The 19,786-nt window shown below is 54.5% G+C and carries 18 protein-coding genes; 8 read left to right on the top strand and 10 right to left on the bottom strand.

Annotated elements, in window-relative coordinates; genetic code table 11:
* Nucleotides 1–177: 177 nt before the first annotated feature.
* A complete protein-coding gene (gene prmB, locus FIU95_RS14370) occupies nucleotides 178–1,101 on the bottom strand; it encodes a 50S ribosomal protein L3 N(5)-glutamine methyltransferase (RefSeq protein WP_152454423.1) in 924 nt (307 codons plus the stop codon).
* Nucleotides 1,102–1,485: 384 nt separating this feature from the next.
* Here prmB and folE point away from each other — a divergent pair, with 384 nt between their 5' ends.
* Together folE and FIU95_RS14380 are read left to right on the top strand one after the other, a co-directional pair.
* Nucleotides 1,486–2,031, top strand: a complete 546-nt coding sequence (gene folE, locus FIU95_RS14375; protein ID WP_152454424.1) for a GTP cyclohydrolase I FolE — start codon at nucleotides 1,486–1,488, stop codon at nucleotides 2,029–2,031.
* Between the two features lie 61 nt (nucleotides 2,032–2,092).
* On the top strand, nucleotides 2,093–2,437 hold the full coding sequence (locus FIU95_RS14380; RefSeq protein ID WP_152454425.1) for a 5-carboxymethyl-2-hydroxymuconate Delta-isomerase: 345 nt from the start codon (nucleotides 2,093–2,095) through the stop codon (nucleotides 2,435–2,437).
* Nucleotides 2,438–2,463: 26 nt separating this feature from the next.
* On the opposite strand, the gene FIU95_RS14385 is transcribed toward FIU95_RS14380, so the two are convergent.
* The 7 genes from FIU95_RS14385 to FIU95_RS14415 all read right to left on the bottom strand — a co-directional run bounded on the left by FIU95_RS14385 (nucleotide 2,464) and on the right by FIU95_RS14415 (nucleotide 10,017).
* Nucleotides 2,464–3,333 carry an alpha/beta fold hydrolase gene (locus FIU95_RS14385; RefSeq protein ID WP_152454426.1) on the bottom strand — a complete coding sequence of 290 codons (870 nt, stop codon included), beginning with the start codon at nucleotides 3,331–3,333 and terminating at the stop codon, nucleotides 2,464–2,466.
* 143 nt (nucleotides 3,334–3,476) lie between these two features.
* Nucleotides 3,477–3,935 carry a phosphohistidine phosphatase SixA gene (gene sixA / locus FIU95_RS14390; protein ID WP_152454427.1) on the bottom strand — a complete coding sequence of 153 codons (459 nt, stop codon included), beginning with the start codon at nucleotides 3,933–3,935 and terminating at the stop codon, nucleotides 3,477–3,479.
* Nucleotides 3,936–3,954: 19 nt separating this feature from the next.
* On the bottom strand, nucleotides 3,955–4,479 hold the full coding sequence (locus FIU95_RS14395) for a DUF4389 domain-containing protein (RefSeq protein ID WP_152454428.1): 525 nt from the start codon (nucleotides 4,477–4,479) through the stop codon (nucleotides 3,955–3,957).
* Nucleotides 4,480–4,491: 12 nt separating this feature from the next.
* Nucleotides 4,492–5,523, bottom strand: coding sequence for an NAD(P)H-dependent glycerol-3-phosphate dehydrogenase (locus FIU95_RS14400; protein ID WP_152454429.1), 1,032 nt, complete (start codon nucleotides 5,521–5,523; stop codon nucleotides 4,492–4,494).
* 259 nt (nucleotides 5,524–5,782) lie between these two features.
* Entirely contained in the window at nucleotides 5,783–7,696 is a 1,914-nt protein-coding gene (gene htpG, locus FIU95_RS14405) for a molecular chaperone HtpG (protein WP_152454430.1), read from the bottom strand.
* Between the two features lie 263 nt (nucleotides 7,697–7,959).
* Entirely contained in the window at nucleotides 7,960–9,171 is a 1,212-nt protein-coding gene (locus FIU95_RS14410) for a serine hydrolase (RefSeq protein WP_152454431.1), read from the bottom strand.
* A 243-nt stretch (nucleotides 9,172–9,414) separates the two neighbouring features.
* Nucleotides 9,415–10,017: a peroxiredoxin gene (locus FIU95_RS14415; protein ID WP_152454432.1), complete on the bottom strand. Its 603-nt coding sequence runs from the start codon at nucleotides 10,015–10,017 to the stop codon at nucleotides 9,415–9,417.
* Between the two features lie 316 nt (nucleotides 10,018–10,333).
* Here FIU95_RS14415 and FIU95_RS14420 point away from each other — a divergent pair, with 316 nt between their 5' ends.
* The 3 genes from FIU95_RS14420 to bfr all read left to right on the top strand — a co-directional run bounded on the left by FIU95_RS14420 (nucleotide 10,334) and on the right by bfr (nucleotide 12,846).
* Nucleotides 10,334–10,564 carry a bacterioferritin-associated ferredoxin gene (locus FIU95_RS14420; protein WP_371416924.1) on the top strand — a complete coding sequence of 77 codons (231 nt, stop codon included), beginning with the start codon at nucleotides 10,334–10,336 and terminating at the stop codon, nucleotides 10,562–10,564.
* Between the two features lie 161 nt (nucleotides 10,565–10,725).
* Nucleotides 10,726–12,054 carry a DUF2254 domain-containing protein gene (locus tag FIU95_RS14425; RefSeq protein ID WP_152454433.1) on the top strand — a complete coding sequence of 443 codons (1,329 nt, stop codon included), beginning with the start codon at nucleotides 10,726–10,728 and terminating at the stop codon, nucleotides 12,052–12,054.
* A 300-nt stretch (nucleotides 12,055–12,354) separates the two neighbouring features.
* A complete protein-coding gene (gene bfr, locus FIU95_RS14430; RefSeq protein WP_152454434.1) occupies nucleotides 12,355–12,846 on the top strand; it encodes a bacterioferritin in 492 nt (163 codons plus the stop codon).
* A gap of 123 nt (nucleotides 12,847–12,969) precedes the next feature.
* Here the strand turns inward: bfr and grxD are convergent, their stop codons facing one another.
* Complete coding sequence (gene grxD / locus FIU95_RS14435) at nucleotides 12,970–13,302, bottom strand: Grx4 family monothiol glutaredoxin (RefSeq protein WP_152454435.1); 333 nt, start codon at nucleotides 13,300–13,302, stop codon at nucleotides 12,970–12,972.
* A gap of 33 nt (nucleotides 13,303–13,335) precedes the next feature.
* Nucleotides 13,336–13,524, bottom strand: a complete 189-nt coding sequence (locus FIU95_RS14440; RefSeq protein ID WP_152454436.1) for a hypothetical protein — start codon at nucleotides 13,522–13,524, stop codon at nucleotides 13,336–13,338.
* Nucleotides 13,525–13,644: 120 nt separating this feature from the next.
* Between FIU95_RS14440 and FIU95_RS14445 the strand changes: the two genes are divergently transcribed.
* The 3 genes from FIU95_RS14445 (at nucleotide 13,645) to FIU95_RS14455 (ending at nucleotide 19,539) form a co-directional block, all read left to right on the top strand.
* The gene (locus FIU95_RS14445; protein WP_216646253.1) at nucleotides 13,645–14,829 is read left to right on the top strand and encodes an aspartate aminotransferase family protein; all 1,185 of its coding nucleotides are present in this window, start codon (nucleotides 13,645–13,647) and stop codon (nucleotides 14,827–14,829) included.
* A 22-nt stretch (nucleotides 14,830–14,851) separates the two neighbouring features.
* Nucleotides 14,852–15,766 (top strand): ornithine carbamoyltransferase, encoded by a 915-nt coding sequence (gene argF / locus FIU95_RS14450; protein WP_152454437.1) that lies wholly within the window; start codon nucleotides 14,852–14,854, stop codon nucleotides 15,764–15,766.
* 833 nt (nucleotides 15,767–16,599) lie between these two features.
* Nucleotides 16,600–19,539 carry a ribonucleoside-diphosphate reductase subunit alpha gene (locus tag FIU95_RS14455; RefSeq protein ID WP_152454438.1) on the top strand — a complete coding sequence of 980 codons (2,940 nt, stop codon included), beginning with the start codon at nucleotides 16,600–16,602 and terminating at the stop codon, nucleotides 19,537–19,539.
* The last annotated feature ends 247 nt before the right edge of the window (nucleotides 19,540–19,786 follow it).

The following is a 19,786-nucleotide window of genomic DNA, read 5'->3' on the forward strand; positions in this document are numbered from 1 at the left end:
ATGCGACTTTTCCAGATAACAGTTGGTGAATTAACAGCGGTTGGCTTTGCGGAGAACCGCGCATTATAAAGGATCTCGTTGGCGCGCGCGGAGTTCATGGCAAAAAGCACAATTGCTGCAGGTATGTGTCCCTAACAGAAAGCCCGGCAATAGCATTTGCCGGGCACACAAAAAGAATTACTCTTTTTCAAAGTGGCTTTGGTAGGCGAGCAACTCTTCGCGACTAATGACAAATACCCCGTGGCCACCGTCCTCAAACTCAGGCCACATAAATGGCACTTCCGGGAAGGCTTGCTCCAGAGCTTCCCAGCTGTTGCCCACCTCACAGACCAGCAGACCTTCCGGCTGTAGGTGATTGGCGGCCTCGCACAACAGACGGCGGGTAAAATCCAGGCCATCTTCACCGGAGCCCAGGGCAATTTCCGGCTCAGCCAGGTACTCTTTCGGCATCTCCGCTAAATCGCGGGCATCCACATAGGGGGGATTGCAAACGATCAGCTCATAACTCATGCCCTGCAAACCACTGAAAAGATCCGACTGCACGGCCCGCACACGCTCGTTGAGTTGGTGACGGTTGATATTAATCTGCGCCACCTCAATGGCACCTTCTGAAATATCGCTCAGGTCCACTCTGGCCTCAGGGAAAGCCTCTGCACAGGCGAGCCCGATACAACCACTGCCACAACAAAGATCGAGGATTGCCAGCGGCTCCACATTGAGCCAGGGCTCGAAATTGTGGCGGATCATTTCGCCTATGGGAGAGCGCGGCACCAGCACTCGCTCATCCACATAAAAAGTCATATCGCAGAAGTGCGCTTCATTGGTCAAATAAGCCGCCGGCAGACGCTCGGTAAAGCGCCGCTCAAGGAGCGTGAGTACGTCCCGCCGCTCCTCCATGGTCAAGCGCGCATGCAGGATTTCCTGCTTGCTATAGGGCGGTAAGTACAGCGCGTGGGTTACCAGCAATACCGCCTCATCCCAGGCATTGTCTGTGCCGTGACCATACCAGAGGCCTGCTTCGCTAAAACGGCTGGCTCCCCAGCGGATATAGTCCAAAACCGTGGTCAGCTCGTGCAGGCTGGATTCACGCCTTTCTATCATTGAATCTATCCTTAAGTACTATGTATCTCATCAGGGCCTATTGTCACTAATTGGCTAGCCTCTGTTGTGGCTATAGAAGCGCCAATCAAGGCACGAGGAGTGTAGTTTGGTTGTTCCAAATAAGCGACGAGTAACACTGAGTGGCGCTTTTATAGCTGCAACCCGAAGGGCCTAGGCCATTTTCCGCCCAACTGCATTATCGGTCGTTTATGGTGAGTGATTAGGTTTCACTCCTTTTGCCTTCCCAAGCTAACAATGGCCTCTGGCAGAGGCTATCAAATTGGTGTCAGTAGGCCCCTAGGTCCGCGCGGATCTTTACTCTCGGGTTACAAACGCTTAGGGTAGCGCACCCGCCCCTCGGGCTGAGATGTTGGAAAGAGCAGCATGAACGAACACTACGCGCGAATTATTGAAGCAATTGGCGAAGATCTGCAACGCCCAGGGCTCAAAGATACCCCTGAGCGCGCCGCAAAGGCCATGGAATACTTGACCCGCGGCTACAAACAGACTGTGGAAGATGTGGTCAATGATGCACTCTTCCCATCCGACTGTAGCGAGATGGTATTGGTCAAGGATATCGAACTCTACTCCCTCTGTGAGCACCATCTGCTGCCGTTTATCGGTCGCGCTCATGTAGCCTATATTCCCAATGGCAAGGTTGTTGGCCTATCCAAAGTAGCGCGTATTGTCGATATGTACGCACGCCGCCTACAGATCCAGGAACAACTCACCGTCGAGATCGCCGAGACCCTTTTAGACGTCACTGGCGCCGCCGGTGTCGGCGTTATTATTGAAGCGAAGCACATGTGCATGATGATGCGCGGTGTGGAAAAGCAAAACTCCGTGATGAAGACCTCGGCAATGCTGGGCACCTTCCGCGAGAACCAGGCCACACGCAACGAATTTCTTTCCCTGATTAGCCGCCCTTAAGGCTACAAGCCAGAACAGCGCGGCCCCTGCTGGGGTCGCCCGTATTCCGGAGTGAATTACCATGCCCCATCTGGTTATTGAGTACGCTAAAAACCTGGAAGATCGGATTTCTGTCGCCGCCCTGATCAGCTCGGCTCAAGAGGCGATGCACAGCTCCGGCTTGTTCGCCTCGCATACCATTAAGACCCGCGCCAAGGCCTATGACCAGTTTATAGCCGGTGAGCATGGCGATAGTTTTATCCACGCTGAAATTCGCCTGTTGGCAGGCCGCGATAAGCGGGAGCGGGAAGCACTGAGTTCCGCGGTGTTTAACTGCCTGTGCCAGTTTGCCGATGGAGTGCCAGCTGTATCGGTGGAAGTTCGTGAAATGGACCCCAGCTGTTACTCCAAGCGTGTACCTTTCTAGGGGCTAGGGACTAGGGGCTGTTGACACTAGTCAGCCTCACCACGCAGGAAAGGCCCAAACCATTCGGCTATGGCCTCGGCGCCGTCCTCCATATGCAAATGGTGGCCGCCAGGTATTTCCCTGACCTCGATATTTTTATAACTCTCCAATACCGGGCGCAGCCGCTCAATCATATTGGCAATCCCCTCCTCCGCCAGTACCAGGTGCACCGGCATGCTGAGGCGCGACAGGAAAGCACGCACCTGCGCCTCGTTCAATTTGGCAGAAGAAGCCGCCATCAGGCGCGGGTCATTGCTCCAGGTGTAACCGCCCTCAAGCGGCAGGGTCCCCCGCTCGGCCAGAGCGCGCGCCGCCCATTCGGACAGGGGGAACATGCCGTTCATACGCGCTTCCACCGCCGCTTCAAAAGTGGGATAGACCTTTGCTCTGCGCTGACTGTAGCGGGCGCGCTGGGCGATAGCCTTGGCAAGAATATCTGGCGCCTCGTTATCTTTCGTTGCTGGGGGGACCAGTCCGTCGATCAGGGCCAGGCGCTTGATGCGCTTGGGAAAAGCCCCGGCGGTTATCACGCTGGCGATAGCACCACGGGAATGGGCCAATAAGGAGAAATTGCGCCAGCCCAGGGCTTCGGAGACACCAATAATGTCCTCAGCCTCCTCCCAAATATTGTAATTGGCGTGAGGAGAACGATGATAGCTGCGCCCATGGCCGGCCATATCCATGGCGACCAAATTAATACCCTCTAGCAGCGGTGCCAAACGGTCAAAGCTGGCGCAATTATCCAGCCAACCATGCAGGGCTAATACCGGCTCCCCAGTGCCATCCCCCCACTGCCTCGCGGCAATGGTCTTACTGTCAAATTCCAGGCTGATTTCGCGGGGGGCGGCTTGCTTCATGCGCGCTGATTCCAGGAGAAAACTAAGAATAAAGAAACAGATGGTGCAGGCCCTGGGGCCTGCGGGCAATGACAGTTAACGCCAGCCATGTGGGGATTTGGGTGCAATAGGCCGACCGAGAGAGAAACCGGCGTGGAAAACAGTTAGCCCGCGTGCTGTAACCACTGCAGTTCGGCACAACCATTGGCCCACACTTCCGAGCTCACACAGGCGAGACTGGAAGTGCCCATGGGGTGTTGGTTGCCGCTGCCGCAGAGGTCATTCAGCAAGCTGCCCACCAGCGGCTGGTGACTCACCAGAAGAAGGGGAAAGCTATCAGCCTGGTGCTCTTGAAGTCTGTCGAGCAGCTGCTGTGGGTCGGTATCGCCAATCAGCAGAGGCTCGGTGACAACCGGCAGCCCCAGGTGAGCGGCGACAATATCGGCGGTTTGCTGGGTGCGCACGAAAGGGCTCGCCCAGATAGCACGCACCGAGGACAACTCCTCAGCGCGCTCTTTGCATACCTGCGCCACCTGCTTTCGGCCGCGCTCAGTAAGCGCGCGGTCGGCATCGTTACCGTACATGGGCTCAGCCTTGCCGTGGCGCAGGATAAACAGTTCCATGGATTTTGCCTTAGCCCCTTTAGTGTTTGTCACTGCGCTTGTCAGACTCGCCCTTCTGATCATTGAGAGGTGCGGTAGATTCTTCCGCGCTCTCTTCTACCAGCTCAGGCCTATTATCATCGCTCCCGAGGATAATCGCCTCTTCGGCCTCTTCTTCCTTTTTTGGCTCGGGCTCAGTTTTTTTAGCGGGCTCTTTATCATCCTCGGAAGCCACAACCTCAGCATTAACCTCTTGCGCCCCCTCGTAACCGGATAAATCATCCACCTCGGATTCCGGCCATTCGGCAAAAGGAAAAGGCTTTTCCTCAGAGTTGTAAATCAGAAACTGTATCGCCTGATAAATATAGGAGGCGAGCTGATCGCCAAAGCGGCGCAAATTGTCGTTGGCACTGCCGCCGATAATCGAAAACAGGAACTGCAGTACAATCACCGCCAGCAGCACCCAACTGGCAATCTGTAAGCAAATTGCGAACAGCACCATGTAGATCAGCCGCACCCACTGGTTGCCGGAAGTCAGGTTGCGTTTTAAGTCATCATTTTTCATAAGGGGCTTCCATCAAGGCTTGGCCGAGTAGGCCACATCGAAAGTTTGTGCGCCCGACATTAAATTACGAATTACCTCTGGAATCGGTCGCTCTTCAAATAATATGGCGTGAATTGCGGAAACCAAGGGCATGTAGACGCCCATTTCATCCGCTTTCTTTTTAATCAGACGAACCGTATTCACCCCTTCGGCAACCTGACCGATTTCCGCGACAGCACGATCCAAAGGCTTGCCCTTGCCCACCAGATAGCCTACCCGGTAGTTACGGCTGAGGTCGGAGGAACAGGTCAGGATTAAATCGCCAACGCCGGCAAGGCCGATAAACGTCATAGGGTCTGCCCCCATAGCCTCGGCAAAGCGCATCATCTCTGCGAGAGAACGGGTAATCAGCAGGCTGATGGTATTTTGCCCGCGGTCCAGGGCCGCTGCCATACCGGTGACAATGGCATAAATATTTTTCAGTGCCCCCGCCAGCTCCACGCCAAACACATCGTTACTGGAGTAGACACGGAAGGTTTCAGAGTGCAGTGCGGACTGGATATCCTTGCACAGGGCCTCATCTTCACTGGCAACCACGGTTGCGGTGTAGTGCCCTGCGACAATTTCCTTGGCGAAATTGGGCCCGCTCAACACCCCCACGCGCATCCCCTGGGTCTCTTCGCGCAGGATATCGCTCATCAAGTGGAAGCTGTCATGCTCAATCCCCTTAGTGGTGGAGATCAACATGGTGCCCGGTTTCAACAGCGGGGCTACACGGCGCACCACTTCACGGAAAGACTTACTGGGGATGGCGACAAAGACAATGTTGCAACCCTGCACGACTTCTTGCAGGTCACTGCTGATGCAAAGCTCGGGATGCAGAGCCACTCCGGGCAAATATTTGCTGTTCTCACGGGTTTCCCGACAGGCTTCCGCACTCTTCGAATCCCGCATCCACTGGCGGGTGTCGTGACCATTACCCGCGACAATGTTGGCAATAGCCGTACCGAAACTACCGCCGCCCAATACAGCGATGGAGAGAGGGTTGGAAGTTTCCTTTTGCATATTGATACCGATAAAGCTTCTCGAGGGCAGGGATTATAGAGCTATGACCCGCTCAGCCCAATGGGTTCAACTTTCAGGATCTTGCGCGTAAAGTTACAAAATAATACGCCAAAAACGGAAAACGGCCCCAGCGGGGCAAGCTGCCGGTTCCACAACCGGGCTGTTCCACTGGGGCCGTAGAAATAAGGCGCGGGGGGTTCAGGAAAAAACCACCGCGCCAGGCTCCTAGGAGTAGAAGCCTGTAGCAACAGACTAAAACTTAGCCGTGCATTTCCAGCAGCAGAGTATTCAGGCGACGCACATAGTCGGCTGGATCTGTTAGCTGGTTGCCCGCCGCCAAGTTAGCCTGGTCCATCAGAATATTGGTGAGATCGGCAAAGCGATCCTCATCCTGCTCCTGATCCAGGCGCTGTACCAGCGGGTGCGATGGGTTGATTTCAAAAATCGGCTTGGCCTCCGGTACCGCTTGACCGGCCTGCTCGAGGATACGGCGCATTTGCGGACCCATATCCTGCTCGCTCACTACCAGACACGCCGGCGAGTCCACCAGGCGAGTGGTAGCGCGCACGGATTCAACGCGGCTATCCAGAACAGACTGTACGCGTTCAACCAGCGCACCGGATTCTTTCTCGACTTTCTCGCGCTCGGCCTTGTCCTCTTCGCTCTCAGCTTCGCCCAGATCCAGCGCGCCTTTGGCCACATCCTGGAACGGCTTGCCATCGAACTCGTTCATATGGCCCACGAACCACTCATCTACCTGATCGGTAAGCAGTAGAACTTCGATACCTTTCTTGCGGAATACTTCCAGGTAGGGGCTGGATTTCGCGGTGGCAAAATTGTCTGCGCACACGTAGTAGATCGCCTTCTGGCCATCTTTCATGCGGCCGACATAATTTTCCAGGGATTGATCCTGCTTGTCGGTATCGGTATGGGTAGTGGCGAAACGCAGCAGCTTGGCCACTTTCTCTTTGTTGGAGAAGTCCTCGGCCGGCCCCTCTTTCAGCACATTGCCAAACAGGTCCCAGAATTTCTGGTATTCGTCACCATCCTTCTTGGCCAGCTTTTCCAGCATATCCAATACGCGCTTGGTCAGCGCATTCTTGATCGCATCGGTATTGCGATCTTTTTGCAGGATTTCGCGGGAAACGTTCAGGGGCAGATCGTTGGAATCCAGCACCCCTTTTACGAAACGCAGATACAGCGGCAGGAACTGCTCGGCATCGTCCATGATAAAAGTGCGCTGTACATACAGCTTGAGGCCGCGGGCCGCATCGCGCTGGTACAGGTCAAAAGGTGCGCGCGCGGGGATATACAGCAGGCTGGTATAATCCTGCTTACCCTCAACACGGTTGTGGCTCCAGCTGAGCGGATCGTCAAAATCGTGGGAAATGTGCTTGTAGAATTCCTTGTACTCCTCGGCTTTCACTTCGGAGCGCGGGCGGGTCCACAGCGCCTGAGCGGCATTGACCGCTTCAAATTCAGGTGCCTTCTCTTCTTTTTCCTCACCCTCTGCCGCCGGCATTTCCTCTTTCAGCATTTCCACCGGAATAGCAATGTGATCGGAGTACTTTTTGATAATGGAGCGCAGACGCCAGCCATCGGCAAATTCTTTCGCATCTTCTTTCAGGTGCAGGACTACGCGAGTACCGCGCTGGGGCAGTTCCGCATTCTCTACGGAGTATTCGGCTTCGCCGTGGCACTCCCAGTGCACGCCCTGATCGGCTTCGAGGCCGGCGCGACGGGTAAATACATCCACCTTATCGGCAACAATAAACGCGGAATAAAAACCAACACCAAACTGACCAATCAGGTGTGCGTCTTTTTTCTGGTCACCGGTAAGCTGTTGCATGAAAGCAGAGGTGCCGGAGCGGGCGATAGTACCGAGGTTTTCGATCACTTCATCGCGGCTCATACCGATACCGTTATCGGTAATGGTCAGGGTGCCCGCGTCTTTATCGAACTCGATACGAATGCGCAGGTCCGCATCATCGGCAAATAATTCTGGTTTGGACAGCGCTTCAAAACGCAGTTTGTCGGCGGCATCGGAGGCATTGGATACCAGCTCGCGCAGGAAAATCTCCTTGTTGGAGTAGAGCGAGTGAATCATCAGGTGCAGCAGTTGCTTGGCTTCTGTCTGGAACCCGTGGCTCTCTTTGTGGGCCTCAACGGTCATCTGTAGGTCTCCCCATACACGTCAATCGGAACAGGGAGCAAATATTGGGACCTGCTGACAGGTTTCAAGGGCGAAGTCGGAAATAGGGAATCTCAACTTGCGGCTGTGGCTCAATCGGCCCTTACTTTTTAGTCGCCATTTGGGTACGGCTTTGCGGGATGGAAGCAGGTCTCGGGGAGGCATTGGTAGGAGTAGGATTTCCCCTTAAAGCCCCATCAATTGGGGCTCTAAGGGGATAACATTGCTGACTATTGGGCGATCAGCTAACGCTTGCGACTGGCCTTAGCCTTGAGGGTAGCGGCCTTGCCCTTGCTGCCGGTCACATCGATCACAAAATTTGCGGTCATATCAGAAATCACCCGCGATTCAGCATTCATCAGGATAGCGATACCGATTTTCAGTTTTTCCGAATAGGCTACTGCCGCACGGAAACCAGCCACCCAACCACCGTGATAGATAATACGGTCATCACCGATGGTGTAGAGGCGCCAGCCGAGACCGTAGCCGGCGTGTGTCAGGTAATCCCGCCAAATACGGTGGCGCATATGGCGCTGGGTAGACACCCGCTCGGTGGTCATATCCTCAATCACCGCTGGAGAGAGCACCTTGGGGTAATAGCCCATCTGCGCCTTCAACCACTGGGCCATATCCGAGATACTGGCATTGACACCCGCCGCGGGGGCGGCGAAATAGTATTCTTTCTCGACCTTCACCGGGCGCCAACCGCTGCCGGTTTGCACGTGGGGCGCGGCGCGATTGTTGGAGGCCATAAAGCTCTCCCAACCCACCGAGGCATTCTGCATTTTCAGCGGTACAAAAATTCGCGTCTTCAGCTGTTTGGCAAAGGTGGTTCCCGTCGCCTGGAAGATTACATCCTCAATCAGGCTGAACAGCACATTCTGATAGCCATAACATTTCCCTGGGGTACAGCGCGGATCGATATTGGCAAATTTTGGCAATATCTTGCTGAGTGGCTTATTGCTCTCAAGGTAATCGTCGTAGGCGTTGGGCGTTAAGCCCGAGGAGTGGCTGAGCAGATGCTCCACCTGTAGCTGGCGCGACAGTGACGGCGTCTTGAAGCTGAGGTCCGGCACATAGTTGATGACCTTGTCATCCCATTTAAAGCGCTCCTCATGCTCCAGAATGGTCGCCATACTCCCGGCAAAGGTCTTTGAGACCGAGGCCAGGCGAAATACAGTATCGCGATCCACCTTGCCCTTTTTCCCGCGTATGCGCACACCGTAAGTGTCCATGGCGACTACCCGGTTGCCATCAACAATGACATAGGCGCCACCTGGAATAGACTTACCGGCCATCATCTTGCGGAAGTATCGGTCAAACTCCTTGGCCCTGGCGTCTATATCCATCGCACGGGCAGGCAGTGCCACAGCACACAGGAGCAGCAGTGAAAGAATGACACGCGCCTTCCCGGCACGGAGGTGGTAGACGATATTCGAAAGAATTGCAGGTCTCATAAGCAAATCGAGCCGCCAAAGCAATCCGGTACATGCAGATAAGACTAGCAGCCAGCGAGCAAAAACTCTATTTAGGCGCCACGCAGGACTGACTGCTGAATTCTAGTCTCTTACCACTGCCCCTGTGTGAATCCCCATGCCACCCGCTTAAGTCTGCGTATTGGCACTCATTAAAACGAAAAAACCGCCTTTCGGCGGTTTTTCCTGCATTGGGACTATTAGTTAGTCCCAGCGACTTCGAGCTTACAGCTTTTCAGCATTCTCGCTCAGGTAAGCCGCTACGCCTTCCGGAGAAGCGTTCATACCTTTATCGCCCTCCTGCCAACCGGCAGGACAAACTTCGCCGTGCTCCTGGTGGAACGCCAGGGCGTCAACCATGCGCAGCATTTCGTCAACGTTGCGGCCCAGTGGCAGGTCGTTCACAACCTGATGGCGAACCATGCCTTCCTCGTCGATCAGGAAGGAACCACGGAACGCGACGCCAGCGTCGGCTTCTACGTCGTATGCCTGGCAAATTTCGTGCTTAACATCGGCAACCAGGGTGTATTTAACCGGGCCGATACCGCCCTCGTTCACCGGGGTGTTACGCCATGCGTTGTGAGAGAACTGGGAATCGATGGAAACACCGATCACCTCAACACCGCGCTTTTCGAACTCAGCGAAACGGTGGTCGAAAGCGATCAGCTCAGAAGGACATACGAAGGTGAAGTCCAGCGGGTAGAAGAAAACTACCGCCTTCTTACCTTTGATTGCTTCTTTCAGGTTGAAGGTATCGACGATCTCGCCATTACCCAATACCGCTGCAGCGGTGAAATCCGGAGCCGGCTTGCCTACCAGTACTGCCATGAAAACCTCCTCAATCCAATGATGGGTTGTTGATAAAGAGAGTGAAGTGTTCAATTTATACGCAAGAGCTATAAATTGAATAGGAATTGATAGTGGGCCGCTATGATACACATCCACTTATTACAGGCCCATAAATTTTTTAAATGAGCCTGATAGCAGAAAAGCTATGCGTGAACCAAGCCTCAAAATAGGAAATAACCACTGCCATATCGCACAAAAAAGAAACCATCAGTTCAAAATTTAAACTTATGGAAATCTTATTGACACTCATTCTCAATTGCAATAGGATTTACATCAGTCTAGTATTGAGTAGAAATTGAGCAGAGCCACGACGATGTATGTATGTATCTGTAAAGGTATTACCGACCGCCAAATCAAAGAGGCTGTCTACGACGGCTCCACCTCTGTGAAGGCCCTGAGGCGCCAGCTTGGTGTCTCTTCCCAGTGTGGTCGCTGCGCCGAACAGACCAAGGAAATCATCAGTGAAACCCTGGGTGCCGGAATGATCACCGCTGCCAACAGCGGGCTGTTTTACTCTGCCAGTTAAGCTCCCCTTTTCGGCCGCCACACATTGAAATTGAGTGGCGGCCAAATCCTTTCCTCTGCCCTTACCTCCTAAAACCCTCTCCTGCAGACTTTGCCTGCCGCCCTATGATGCACACACGTGATGCTCTAAGCTGAGGGCACATCAATGGCTCAGTTTGGAACATGAAGAAGCATTTTCTGCACCTCTACGAAAAACTTCGCTCCAGTTTTTGGAGTGTGCCTCTCATCATGATTTTGTCGGCGCTGCTGCTCGCTTACATGATGCGTCAACTGGATGCCCTATTAAGCGCTCTGCCACTATTTGAAACCGGTCAAATTACCACCCTCGACTGGCTGCATATGCGCGATGTCAACAGCGCACGCGCCTTGCTCTCTGTTATCGCCGGCTCGACCATTACAGTGGCCGGTACAGTATTCTCAATTACCGTGGTGGCCCTGACCCTCGCCTCTAACCAGTTCGGCCCTCACCTGGTCAGAAATTTTATTCGCGACCGCAGCACCCAAAGCTCACTTGGAATTTTCCTCTCCACCTATGTCTATGCGCTGGTCACGATGCGCAGCATCGAGGGAACGACCGGCGACATAACGACTTATGGCTTCGCCATTCAAATTGCCCTGCTGCTCACATTAATCAGCATCGGCTACCTCGTTTATTTCATCCACAATGTGGCGCAATCCATTCAGGTAGATAACATCGCCCATCAGATCAACCTGGAGTTCCACCAGGCAATCGACCGGGAGTACCCAAGCTCTGCAGAGTCCGACAAGGGGGAACACTTCGATACTGAGCGCCTGGAGCTGGGGGCGAGCTGGATCGCAGTACCGACTCCCCGCGGTGGCTACGTACAGATTATCGACAGGGAAAAAATCATTGCGATTGCGGAAAAATTCAATTGCTGTGTACAGATCAGTTGCCACCCCGGCTCCTACGTACACAACTGGGGGCAAATCGGCAGAATTTACCAAAACGCCGACCCGGAAAAGATAATCCCGCAAGTGCAGTCCGCCCTACAGATAGGCGCTCTGCCCACCGCCGAGCAGGACATTGTTTTTTCCATGCGCCAATTATCCCAAATCGCGGTGCGCGCACTTTCCCCCGGCATTAACGACCCCTTCACAGCCTACTCCTGTGTCGACCGCCTCATTGAAGGACTGGGTACGGTGCTGCAGAGACCGGAACCGGCAAACTGTTTTACCGGTTCCGCCGGGGCTCTGCGCTTAGTCAGCTGCAAACTGGAATTTGCCCAGCTACTCGATGCTTCACTCGATGAGATCGTCGAACACGGCCGAGCCAATGGAGTATTTATGCGCCACTTGCTGAACGCTTTGGGCCATCTCGCTGAAGTATGCCAACGGCAAAAAGACAAAGCCGCGTTATTTAATTATCTGGAGCGCCTGGCCAACGACATTGAAACATTTATTAAAAGTGAAACCGATTCCAATCAAATTCAGGAAATAATATCGGCTATTCAAAAAAAGCTGACAGTCTGACAGTGCAACCTAAACAAGAATCATTTTCGTTGCTATTTTCGGCCAAATTCGTGTTAAAAACCGTGTTTTTTCTGCATTCCGCAGCTAACAACTTCCCCTTGACTTGCCGCAAATCGCAACGCAAACTCGGCCCGGATTGCAGTTGCCACCCTAAAATAAATTGTGGGAAATCGGTCAGCCGCAGACATAAGTGACTAACACAATTTAGTGACTTTTTATTGCTACTTATTTCAAGTAATCAACAAATAGGAATTCTCTGAGGGTGTTATCTAGCTCGCAGGGCCACAGGAGCAAAAAGCTATGAAAGGCGATCCCAAGGTTATCGAACATTTAAATAAAGTACTGGGCAATGAGCTGGTAGCGATCAACCAGTATTTTCTGCATGCGCGCATGTACGACAACTGGGGGCTGAAAGAGCTGGGTAAACAGGAATACCACGAGTCCATCGATGAAATGAAACACGCCGATTGGCTGATCGAGCGTATCCTGTTCCTGGAAGGCATCCCCAACCTGCAACACCTGGGCAAATTGATGATCGGTGAAAATACCGAGGAAATGCTCAAGTGCGACTTGAAGATTGAATCCAAGGCGATTCCCGATCTGCGCGAAGCCATCGCTTACTGCGAGTCTGTACGCGATTACGGCAGCCGTGAATTACTGGAAAAAATTCTCGACTCCGAAGAAGAACATGTCGACTGGCTGGAGACTCAGCTCGAACTGATCGACAAAGTAGGCATTCAAAACTACCTACAAACCCAAATGGAAACTGCGGCCGGCAACTCTGGCAAGTAACTACAAGTAACTAAAAGTGCCTTAGATAGGCATAAAAAAACCGCAGTTGAAACTGCGGTTTTTTTATTCTCAACAATGCACTGCCACTTTCCCCGGGCAGGTACATTGGGACAAAAACGAAAATTAACCTTCGCCTTCGCTCTCCGCTGATGCCTCTTCGATCAGGGTTTTCAGCTCACCATTTTCATACATTTCCATAATGATGTCGCAACCGCCGATCAACTCGCCCTTCACCCACAGCTGAGGGAAAGTCGGCCAGTTGGCATACTTGGGTAATTCCGCGCGAATATCCGGATTGGCCAGGATATCCACATAGGCAAAGCGCTTGCCACAGGCCATCATCGCCTGGGAAGCGCGCATGGAAAAGCCGCACTGGGGGGCGTTGGGGCTACCTTTCATATAGAGCAGGATGGCGTTGTCAGCGATCTGCTGTTTGATGTTCTCCAGTGTATCCATAAGCGTGAGAAACCTCAGGTGGTGGAAGCAAAATTAATTAACGTGTATCGCATCGGCACCCAGCCATTGCGCACAGCCGAACATTGTACCCCAGCGCAGGGGGGAATAAGTACCCGCTACTGAGCGCGACCAGAAAATAAGCGCCACACCTCCGCCGCGTATACCCTCTCTCTCATAGAAGTGAAATAGAAGGGCCACACGACGCAAAGCCTGTGGTAGCATTGATGATTCAGGATATTTTGCAGAATAAAACACATCAAACAAAATTTTCTGCGGAGCCTGACCTGTATCGAACCTATTGAACAACCGAATTGAACACCAAAGAAGAAAGGAGGCGCCTCAGTGTCCCCCCCCACACTCATGCACAACTATGGCGAGAGAACCCTGACCCTGGTCCGCGGCGAGGGAAATTACGTGTGGGATGATCGCGGCCACCGCTACCTGGATGCCATTTCCGGCATCGCCGTATGCGGCCTGGGCCACTGCCACCCCAAGGTCACTGAGGCCCTGCAGGAGCAGGCTAACACCCTGCTCCATGTCTCCAACCTGTACAACATTCCGCCCCAACAACAGCTGGCCGACCGGCTCGTATTCCTGTCGGGAATGGACAATGTATTTTTCTCCAACTCGGGAGCCGAGGCCAATGAGGCCGCCATCAAATTAGCCCGCAAACTGGGCAATGAACGCGGGCTGGCAGCCCCGCAAATTGTTGTGATGGAGGGGGCATTCCACGGGCGAACCCTGGCCACCCTCACGGCAACCGGCAATGAAAAGGTTCAGCAGGGCTTCGCCCCCCTACCCGAGGGCTTTTTGCGGGTGCCATTCAATGATGTCCAAGCCATTGAACATCTGGCGCAACAGCACAGCAATATCGTCGCCATCCTGGTGGAACCAATCCAAGGGGAAGGCGGCATTCGAATACCCGATCTGGATTATCTACATAAATTGCGTGCACTCTGCGATCGGCAGGACTGGCTATTGATGCTGGATGAAATTCAGACGGGTAACGGCCGCAGCGGTAAAATGTTTGCCTATCAGCACGCGGGCATAGTGCCGGATGTACTCACCACCGCCAAGGGGCTCGGCAATGGCGTCCCCATCGGCGCCTGCCTCGCCCGCGGTAAAGCCGCTCGCTTATTCACCGCAGGCAGCCACGGCTCTACCTTCGGTGGCAATCCACTCGCCTGCCGCGCCGGCCTTGCCGTACTGGAAACTCTGGAAGCTGAATGGTTGATCGAGCGCGCAGAAAAATTGGGCGCTCAATTACTGCACTCCCTGCGCCTGCGACTGAGCGATTGCCCTGGGATAGTGGATATCCGCGGGCTGGGATTAATGATTGGTATCGAACTCGACCGCCCCTGCGCTGAATTGGTGGCGCGGGCGCGAGAGCAGGCGTTGCTGATCAATGTCACCGCCGGTAATGTCGTGCGGCTTCTCCCTCCCCTAACACTCACCGACAGCGAGTGCCAGCAGCTGGCCGCTGATATCGGCACCCTGATTCAACAATTTACCCTGCAAGCAGTCTGAGGCACACAAAGGAGAACAATTTATGGCGATCAGGCATTTCCTCACCCTAATGGATCTCTCCGCAGAGGAACTAAAGCAAATTATCGAGCGCGCTATCGAATTAAAAACCCTGCGCAACCAAGGCATTACCACCGACCTTTTTCGCGGAAAAGTGTTGGGGATGATTTTTGAAAAGTCCTCTACCCGCACCCGTGTCTCTTTTGAAGCCGGCATGGCACAGATGGGCGGCAGCGCCCTATTCCTATCACCGCGGGATACCCAGCTGGGGCGCGGCGAACCCATCGAGGACAGTGCCCGAGTCATCTCCCGAATGGTCGACATGGTGATGATCCGCACGTTTGGTCACGAGACCCTGGAACGCTTCGCGGCTCACTCGCGGGTACCCGTAATCAATGCTCTATCTGACAGTTACCACCCCTGCCAGCTGCTCGCCGATATCCAGACTTTCGTCGAGCACCGCGGCAGCCCCGCGGGCAAAGTAGTGGCCTGGGTAGGTGATGGCAACAATATGTGCCACTCCTATATCAATGCGGCGCGGTTGTGCGACTTCGAACTGCGTATCGCCAGTCCCCAGGGCTACGCACCCGATGCCGATATCGTCGCCGCTGCCGGCGACCGGGTGAAGGTTGTGCATAACCCTGTGGAGGCCGTGCGCGGTGCCGATTGGATCACCACCGATGTATGGGCCTCAATGGGCCAGGAAACGGAACAACAGACACGCAGCGAGGCTTTCGATAATTACCAGGTGAATCACGAGTTGATGAGTCACGCCAATGAAGGGGCGATTTTTATGCACTGCCTGCCGGCGCATCGCGGGGAGGAAGTCAGCGCTGAACTATTGGAAGACGAGCGTATTTCCAAGGTTTGGGATGAAGCGGAAAATCGCCTGCATGCACAGAAAGCACTGATGGAATTTTTGCAGGAACACAGCCAGTAAACCCAATTACACGCCGGTCGATGGTGCCATTAACTACTTGTCGGCCGGCCCTTTTCTCTACCCTATCAACCTCTCTCCATCGGTAGCTGCACAAAACTTAATCATCCAGTTTTATTGCTCGGCTTCATATGGCGCTTAAATACAGATTCGAACAGAATCCCACAGGTGGACAAATAATAAACAAGCGGGCATCAGCATAAAATTCACGCCACAAAATTGATCAACTTAGTACCAACTTGCTCAAAATGCGCTCATTCGAAAATGGTTATTGCCGTTGTTAATTTGAAGCGTCCCGGCTATTAAAAAAAATTGTAAGAGCTTGTATTGGCCCCTCCCGCACAGCGGTGAATACCACACACCCCAGCTGCGGCGGGCCCTGCCGCAGAAGTGGCTACTGACTCAACGCGCCTACCCACAATTTATCCACAAACAACCACAAAGTTATTCGCCTTGAACTGACCCGCCTACCGCATTATCTTGTAGCGCACTCGAGGCAGACCCCCTATATATTGGGGTACAGGGCCTGGAGCATCCCCAAATCCAGGGGCGAATCCCGGCGCTCCGCCACACTTTTGGCGGTCGGTGCCAGACGCTGCTTTTTTCAAAGCAGAATCAGAGGTAAGCGGGCGGAAAGGAATTATCCGCCACAGGCAGCAGCCGGTAGACCTTAACTGAGAGCCGGTCGTCACGCCGCCTGTTTCCAGTGCCTCCACGGTGTGGGAGGAATCACTGGCCAAGCGATGGACCCGCTCCGCACATGCCACGCAGTCCAGTGGCGCTGTTCTAGTGAACACACGCGGACAGACAACATTACAAACCTTTCGGAGATTTACATGCACACAGAGACAGGGCGCTCTCAAACCGTGCCTGCGGCAAAATCGGGCACCTCCAGCGACCAGGCTACTGACGGCACCACTCTGGCTGCCACCGCACCGGGCCAGATCCGTGTCATCAAACGCAATGGCACCGTTGTCCCCTATGATGACGGCAAAATTTCCGTTGCCGTCACCAAGGCCTTTCTCGCTGTTGAAGGCGGCACCGCCGCTGCGTCCAGCCGTGTCCACGAGCAAGTCGAAGAGCTCGTTGGCCAGATCAGCGCTACCTTCAAGCGCCGTATGCCCTCTGGTGGCACTATCCATATCGAGGAGATCCAGGACCAGGTAGAGCTGGCCCTGATGCGTGCCGGTGAACACAAAGTTGCACGCGACTATGTACTCTACCGCGAAGAGCACGCCCGCCTGCGCGCCGAAAAAGAAAAAAGCGCCAAATCAAGCGAACAAGCTATCGATGCGCACCCCAGCATTCGAGTCAAACTCGACGACGACAGCCTCGTTCCACTGGATATGGAGCGCCTGCGCACCGTTGTCAGCGAAGCCTGTGAAGGCCTGAAAGACGTCAATGCCGAAGCCATCCTCAGCGAGGCTTTGAAGAACCTGTACGACGGCGTCTCCGAAAACGATATCAACACCGCGCTGGTGATCACCGCGCGCACCCTGGTTGAGAAAGAGCCAAACTACACCTTCGCCACTGCCAGCCTGCTGTTGGACAAGTTGCGCTCCGAAGCCCTGCGCTTCCTCGATATCGCCGAGCGCGCCACCCAGCATGAGATGGAAAAACTCTACTCTTCCGCCCTGCCCGCTTACGTGGAAAAAGGCATTGAGCTGGACCTGCTGGACCCGGCCCTGGCCACCTTCGACCTGGAAAAACTCGGTCAGGCCTTAAAAGGCGAACGCGATCACCAGTTTACCTACCTGGGCCTGCAGACCCTGTACGATCGCTATTTCCTGCACAGCGATGACATTCGCTTCGAGCTGCCGCAGATCTTCTTTATGCGTGTCGCCATGGGCCTCAGCATTAACGAAGAAAACAAAAATGAGCGCGCGGTAGAGTTCTACAACCTGTTGAGCTCTTTCGACTACATGAGCTCCACCCCGACGCTGTTCAACGCCGGTACCCTGCGCCCGCAGCTGTCCTCCTGCTACCTGACCACAGTACCGGACGACCTGCACGGTATTTACGGCGCCATCCGTGACAACGCCATGCTGTCCAAATGGGCCGGCGGTCTCGGCAACGACTGGACGCCGGTGCGCTCTCTGGGTTCCTATATCAAAGGCACCAACGGCAAATCCCAGGGCGTAGTGCCCTTCCTGAAAGTGGCCAATGACACCGCAGTAGCGGTCAACCAGGGCGGCAAGCGCAAGGGCGCTGTCTGTGCCTACCTGGAAACCTGGCACCTGGATATCGAGGAATTCCTCGAGCTGCGCAAAAACACCGGTGACGACCGCCGCCGCACCCACGATATGAACACCGCCAACTGGGTCCCCGACCTGTTTATGAAGCGCGTGTTCGAAGACAAAGAGTGGACCCTCTTCTCCCCGGCCGATTGCCCGGACCTGCACGACCTGTTCGGCACCGCATTCGAAGAGCGCTACAACCACTACGAGCAACTGGCTGCCGAAGGCAAGCTACGTCTGTTCAAGAAGATCCGCGCACTCGACCTGTGGCGCAAGATGCTGGGTATGCTGTTCGAAACCGGCCATCCCTGGATCACCTTTAAAGACAGCTGCAACCTGCGCAGCCCGCAGCAACACGCCGGTGTGGTTCACAGCTCCAACCTGTGCACCGAGATCACCCTCAACACCAAGGCCGACGACGAAATCGCCGTGTGTAATCTGGGCTCCGTCAACCTGGCTCAACACATTGGTGAGAACGGTGAACTCGACCGCAGCAAGCTTGCCAATACCGTAAAAACTGCAGTGCGTATGCTCGATAACGTTATCGACATCAACTACTACGCGGTTGAAAGTGCACGCCAGTCCAACATGCGTCACCGCCCGGTGGGCATGGGCCTGATGGGCTTCCAGGACGCGCTGTACAAGGCCGGCATCGCCTACGCCAGCGACGAAGCCGTGGCCTTCGCCGATAACACCATGGAAGCCATCAGCTTCGAAGCCATCTCCGCTTCCAGCGACCTGGCTGCCGAGCGCGGCAAGTACCAGACCTACGAAGGCTCCCTGTGGAGCAAGGGTGTTCTGCCACTGGATTCCATCCAGATTCTGGCTGAGCAGCGCGGGCAACAATTTATCGAGCAGGACACCAGCTCCACCCTGGACTGGGACAGCCTGCGCGAGAAAGTGAAAGCCCAGGGTATGCGTAACTCCAACGTAATGGCGATCGCTCCCACCGCGACCATTGCCAATATCACCGGGGTTTCCCAGTCGATCGAACCGACTTACCAAAACCTGTATGTGAAATCGAACCTGTCCGGCGAATTCACCGTGGTGAACCCCTACCTGGTACACGACCTGAAGGATCGCGGCCTGTGGGATCAGGTCATGGTTAACGACCTGAAATACTACGAAGGTTCTGTACAGAAAATCGATCGCGTACCGGAAGACCTGAAAGCGAAATACCGCACCGCATTTGAAGTGGAGCCGCGCTGGATCGTGGACGCCGCCAGTCGCCGCCAGAAGTGGATCGACCAGGCCCAATCCCTGAACCTGTATATCGCCGGCGCCGATGGCAAGAAACTGGACCTGACCTATCGCATGGCCTGGTTCCGCGGCCTGAAGACCACTTACTACCTGCGCGCCCTGGCTGCCACTACCACAGAGAAATCCACTGTGAACAGCGGCACCCTGAACGCGGTAAGCGCACACGGCGCAAGCAACGGTATGGCTGCGGCAGCGCCCGCAGAACAGGCTGCACCGGCTCCGGCAGCAGTGCCCCAGGCCTGCTCCCTGGACGATCCAGACTGCGAAGCCTGTCAGTAAAAATTTGGCCCCGTAAGGGGCCAGCACTCACTCTCGGGGGAGAGCGTCGTAACCGCACGTGCGGGCATGACCATGCGCAACGACCCCGGCTCGCCTGGCAGCCAAAAGCCGGGAAGAATTTTCGGGCCGGGGATCGTCTGCGTCTTTTTCCCAAATGCGTTTTTAAATAACTCGCACAGATATGTGCTGAGTACAAAGACCACACAAAAAAACTTTGCCATAAACCTCACAAACGTGCGGAGAAAAC

It is taken from the genome of Microbulbifer sp. THAF38, from assembly GCF_009363535.1.
GTDB lineage: Bacteria > Pseudomonadota > Gammaproteobacteria > Pseudomonadales > Cellvibrionaceae > Microbulbifer.

Excerpts from the sequence above, each read along its gene's own strand:
- prmB (WP_152454423.1), bottom strand. The coding sequence starts at position 1,101 with ATGATAGAAAGGCGTGAATCCAGCCTGCACGAGCTGACCACGGTTTTG.
- folE (WP_152454424.1), top strand. The coding sequence starts at position 1,486 with ATGAACGAACACTACGCGCGAATTATTGAAGCAATTGGCGAAGATCTG.
- FIU95_RS14380 (WP_152454425.1), top strand. The coding sequence starts at position 2,093 with ATGCCCCATCTGGTTATTGAGTACGCTAAAAACCTGGAAGATCGGATT.
- FIU95_RS14385 (WP_152454426.1), bottom strand. The coding sequence starts at position 3,333 with ATGAAGCAAGCCGCCCCCCGCGAAATCAGCCTGGAATTTGACAGTAAG.
- sixA (WP_152454427.1), bottom strand. The coding sequence starts at position 3,935 with ATGGAACTGTTTATCCTGCGCCACGGCAAGGCTGAGCCCATGTACGGT.
- FIU95_RS14395 (WP_152454428.1), bottom strand. The coding sequence starts at position 4,479 with ATGAAAAATGATGACTTAAAACGCAACCTGACTTCCGGCAACCAGTGG.
- FIU95_RS14400 (WP_152454429.1), bottom strand. The coding sequence starts at position 5,523 with ATGCAAAAGGAAACTTCCAACCCTCTCTCCATCGCTGTATTGGGCGGC.
- htpG (WP_152454430.1), bottom strand. The coding sequence starts at position 7,696 with ATGACCGTTGAGGCCCACAAAGAGAGCCACGGGTTCCAGACAGAAGCC.
- FIU95_RS14410 (WP_152454431.1), bottom strand. The coding sequence starts at position 9,171 with ATGAGACCTGCAATTCTTTCGAATATCGTCTACCACCTCCGTGCCGGG.
- FIU95_RS14415 (WP_152454432.1), bottom strand. The coding sequence starts at position 10,017 with ATGGCAGTACTGGTAGGCAAGCCGGCTCCGGATTTCACCGCTGCAGCG.
- FIU95_RS14425 (WP_152454433.1), top strand. The coding sequence starts at position 10,726 with ATGAAGAAGCATTTTCTGCACCTCTACGAAAAACTTCGCTCCAGTTTT.
- bfr (WP_152454434.1), top strand. The coding sequence starts at position 12,355 with ATGAAAGGCGATCCCAAGGTTATCGAACATTTAAATAAAGTACTGGGC.
- grxD (WP_152454435.1), bottom strand. The coding sequence starts at position 13,302 with ATGGATACACTGGAGAACATCAAACAGCAGATCGCTGACAACGCCATC.
- FIU95_RS14440 (WP_152454436.1), bottom strand. The coding sequence starts at position 13,524 with ATGCTACCACAGGCTTTGCGTCGTGTGGCCCTTCTATTTCACTTCTAT.
- argF (WP_152454437.1), top strand. The coding sequence starts at position 14,852 with ATGGCGATCAGGCATTTCCTCACCCTAATGGATCTCTCCGCAGAGGAA.
- FIU95_RS14455 (WP_152454438.1), top strand. The coding sequence starts at position 16,600 with ATGCACACAGAGACAGGGCGCTCTCAAACCGTGCCTGCGGCAAAATCG.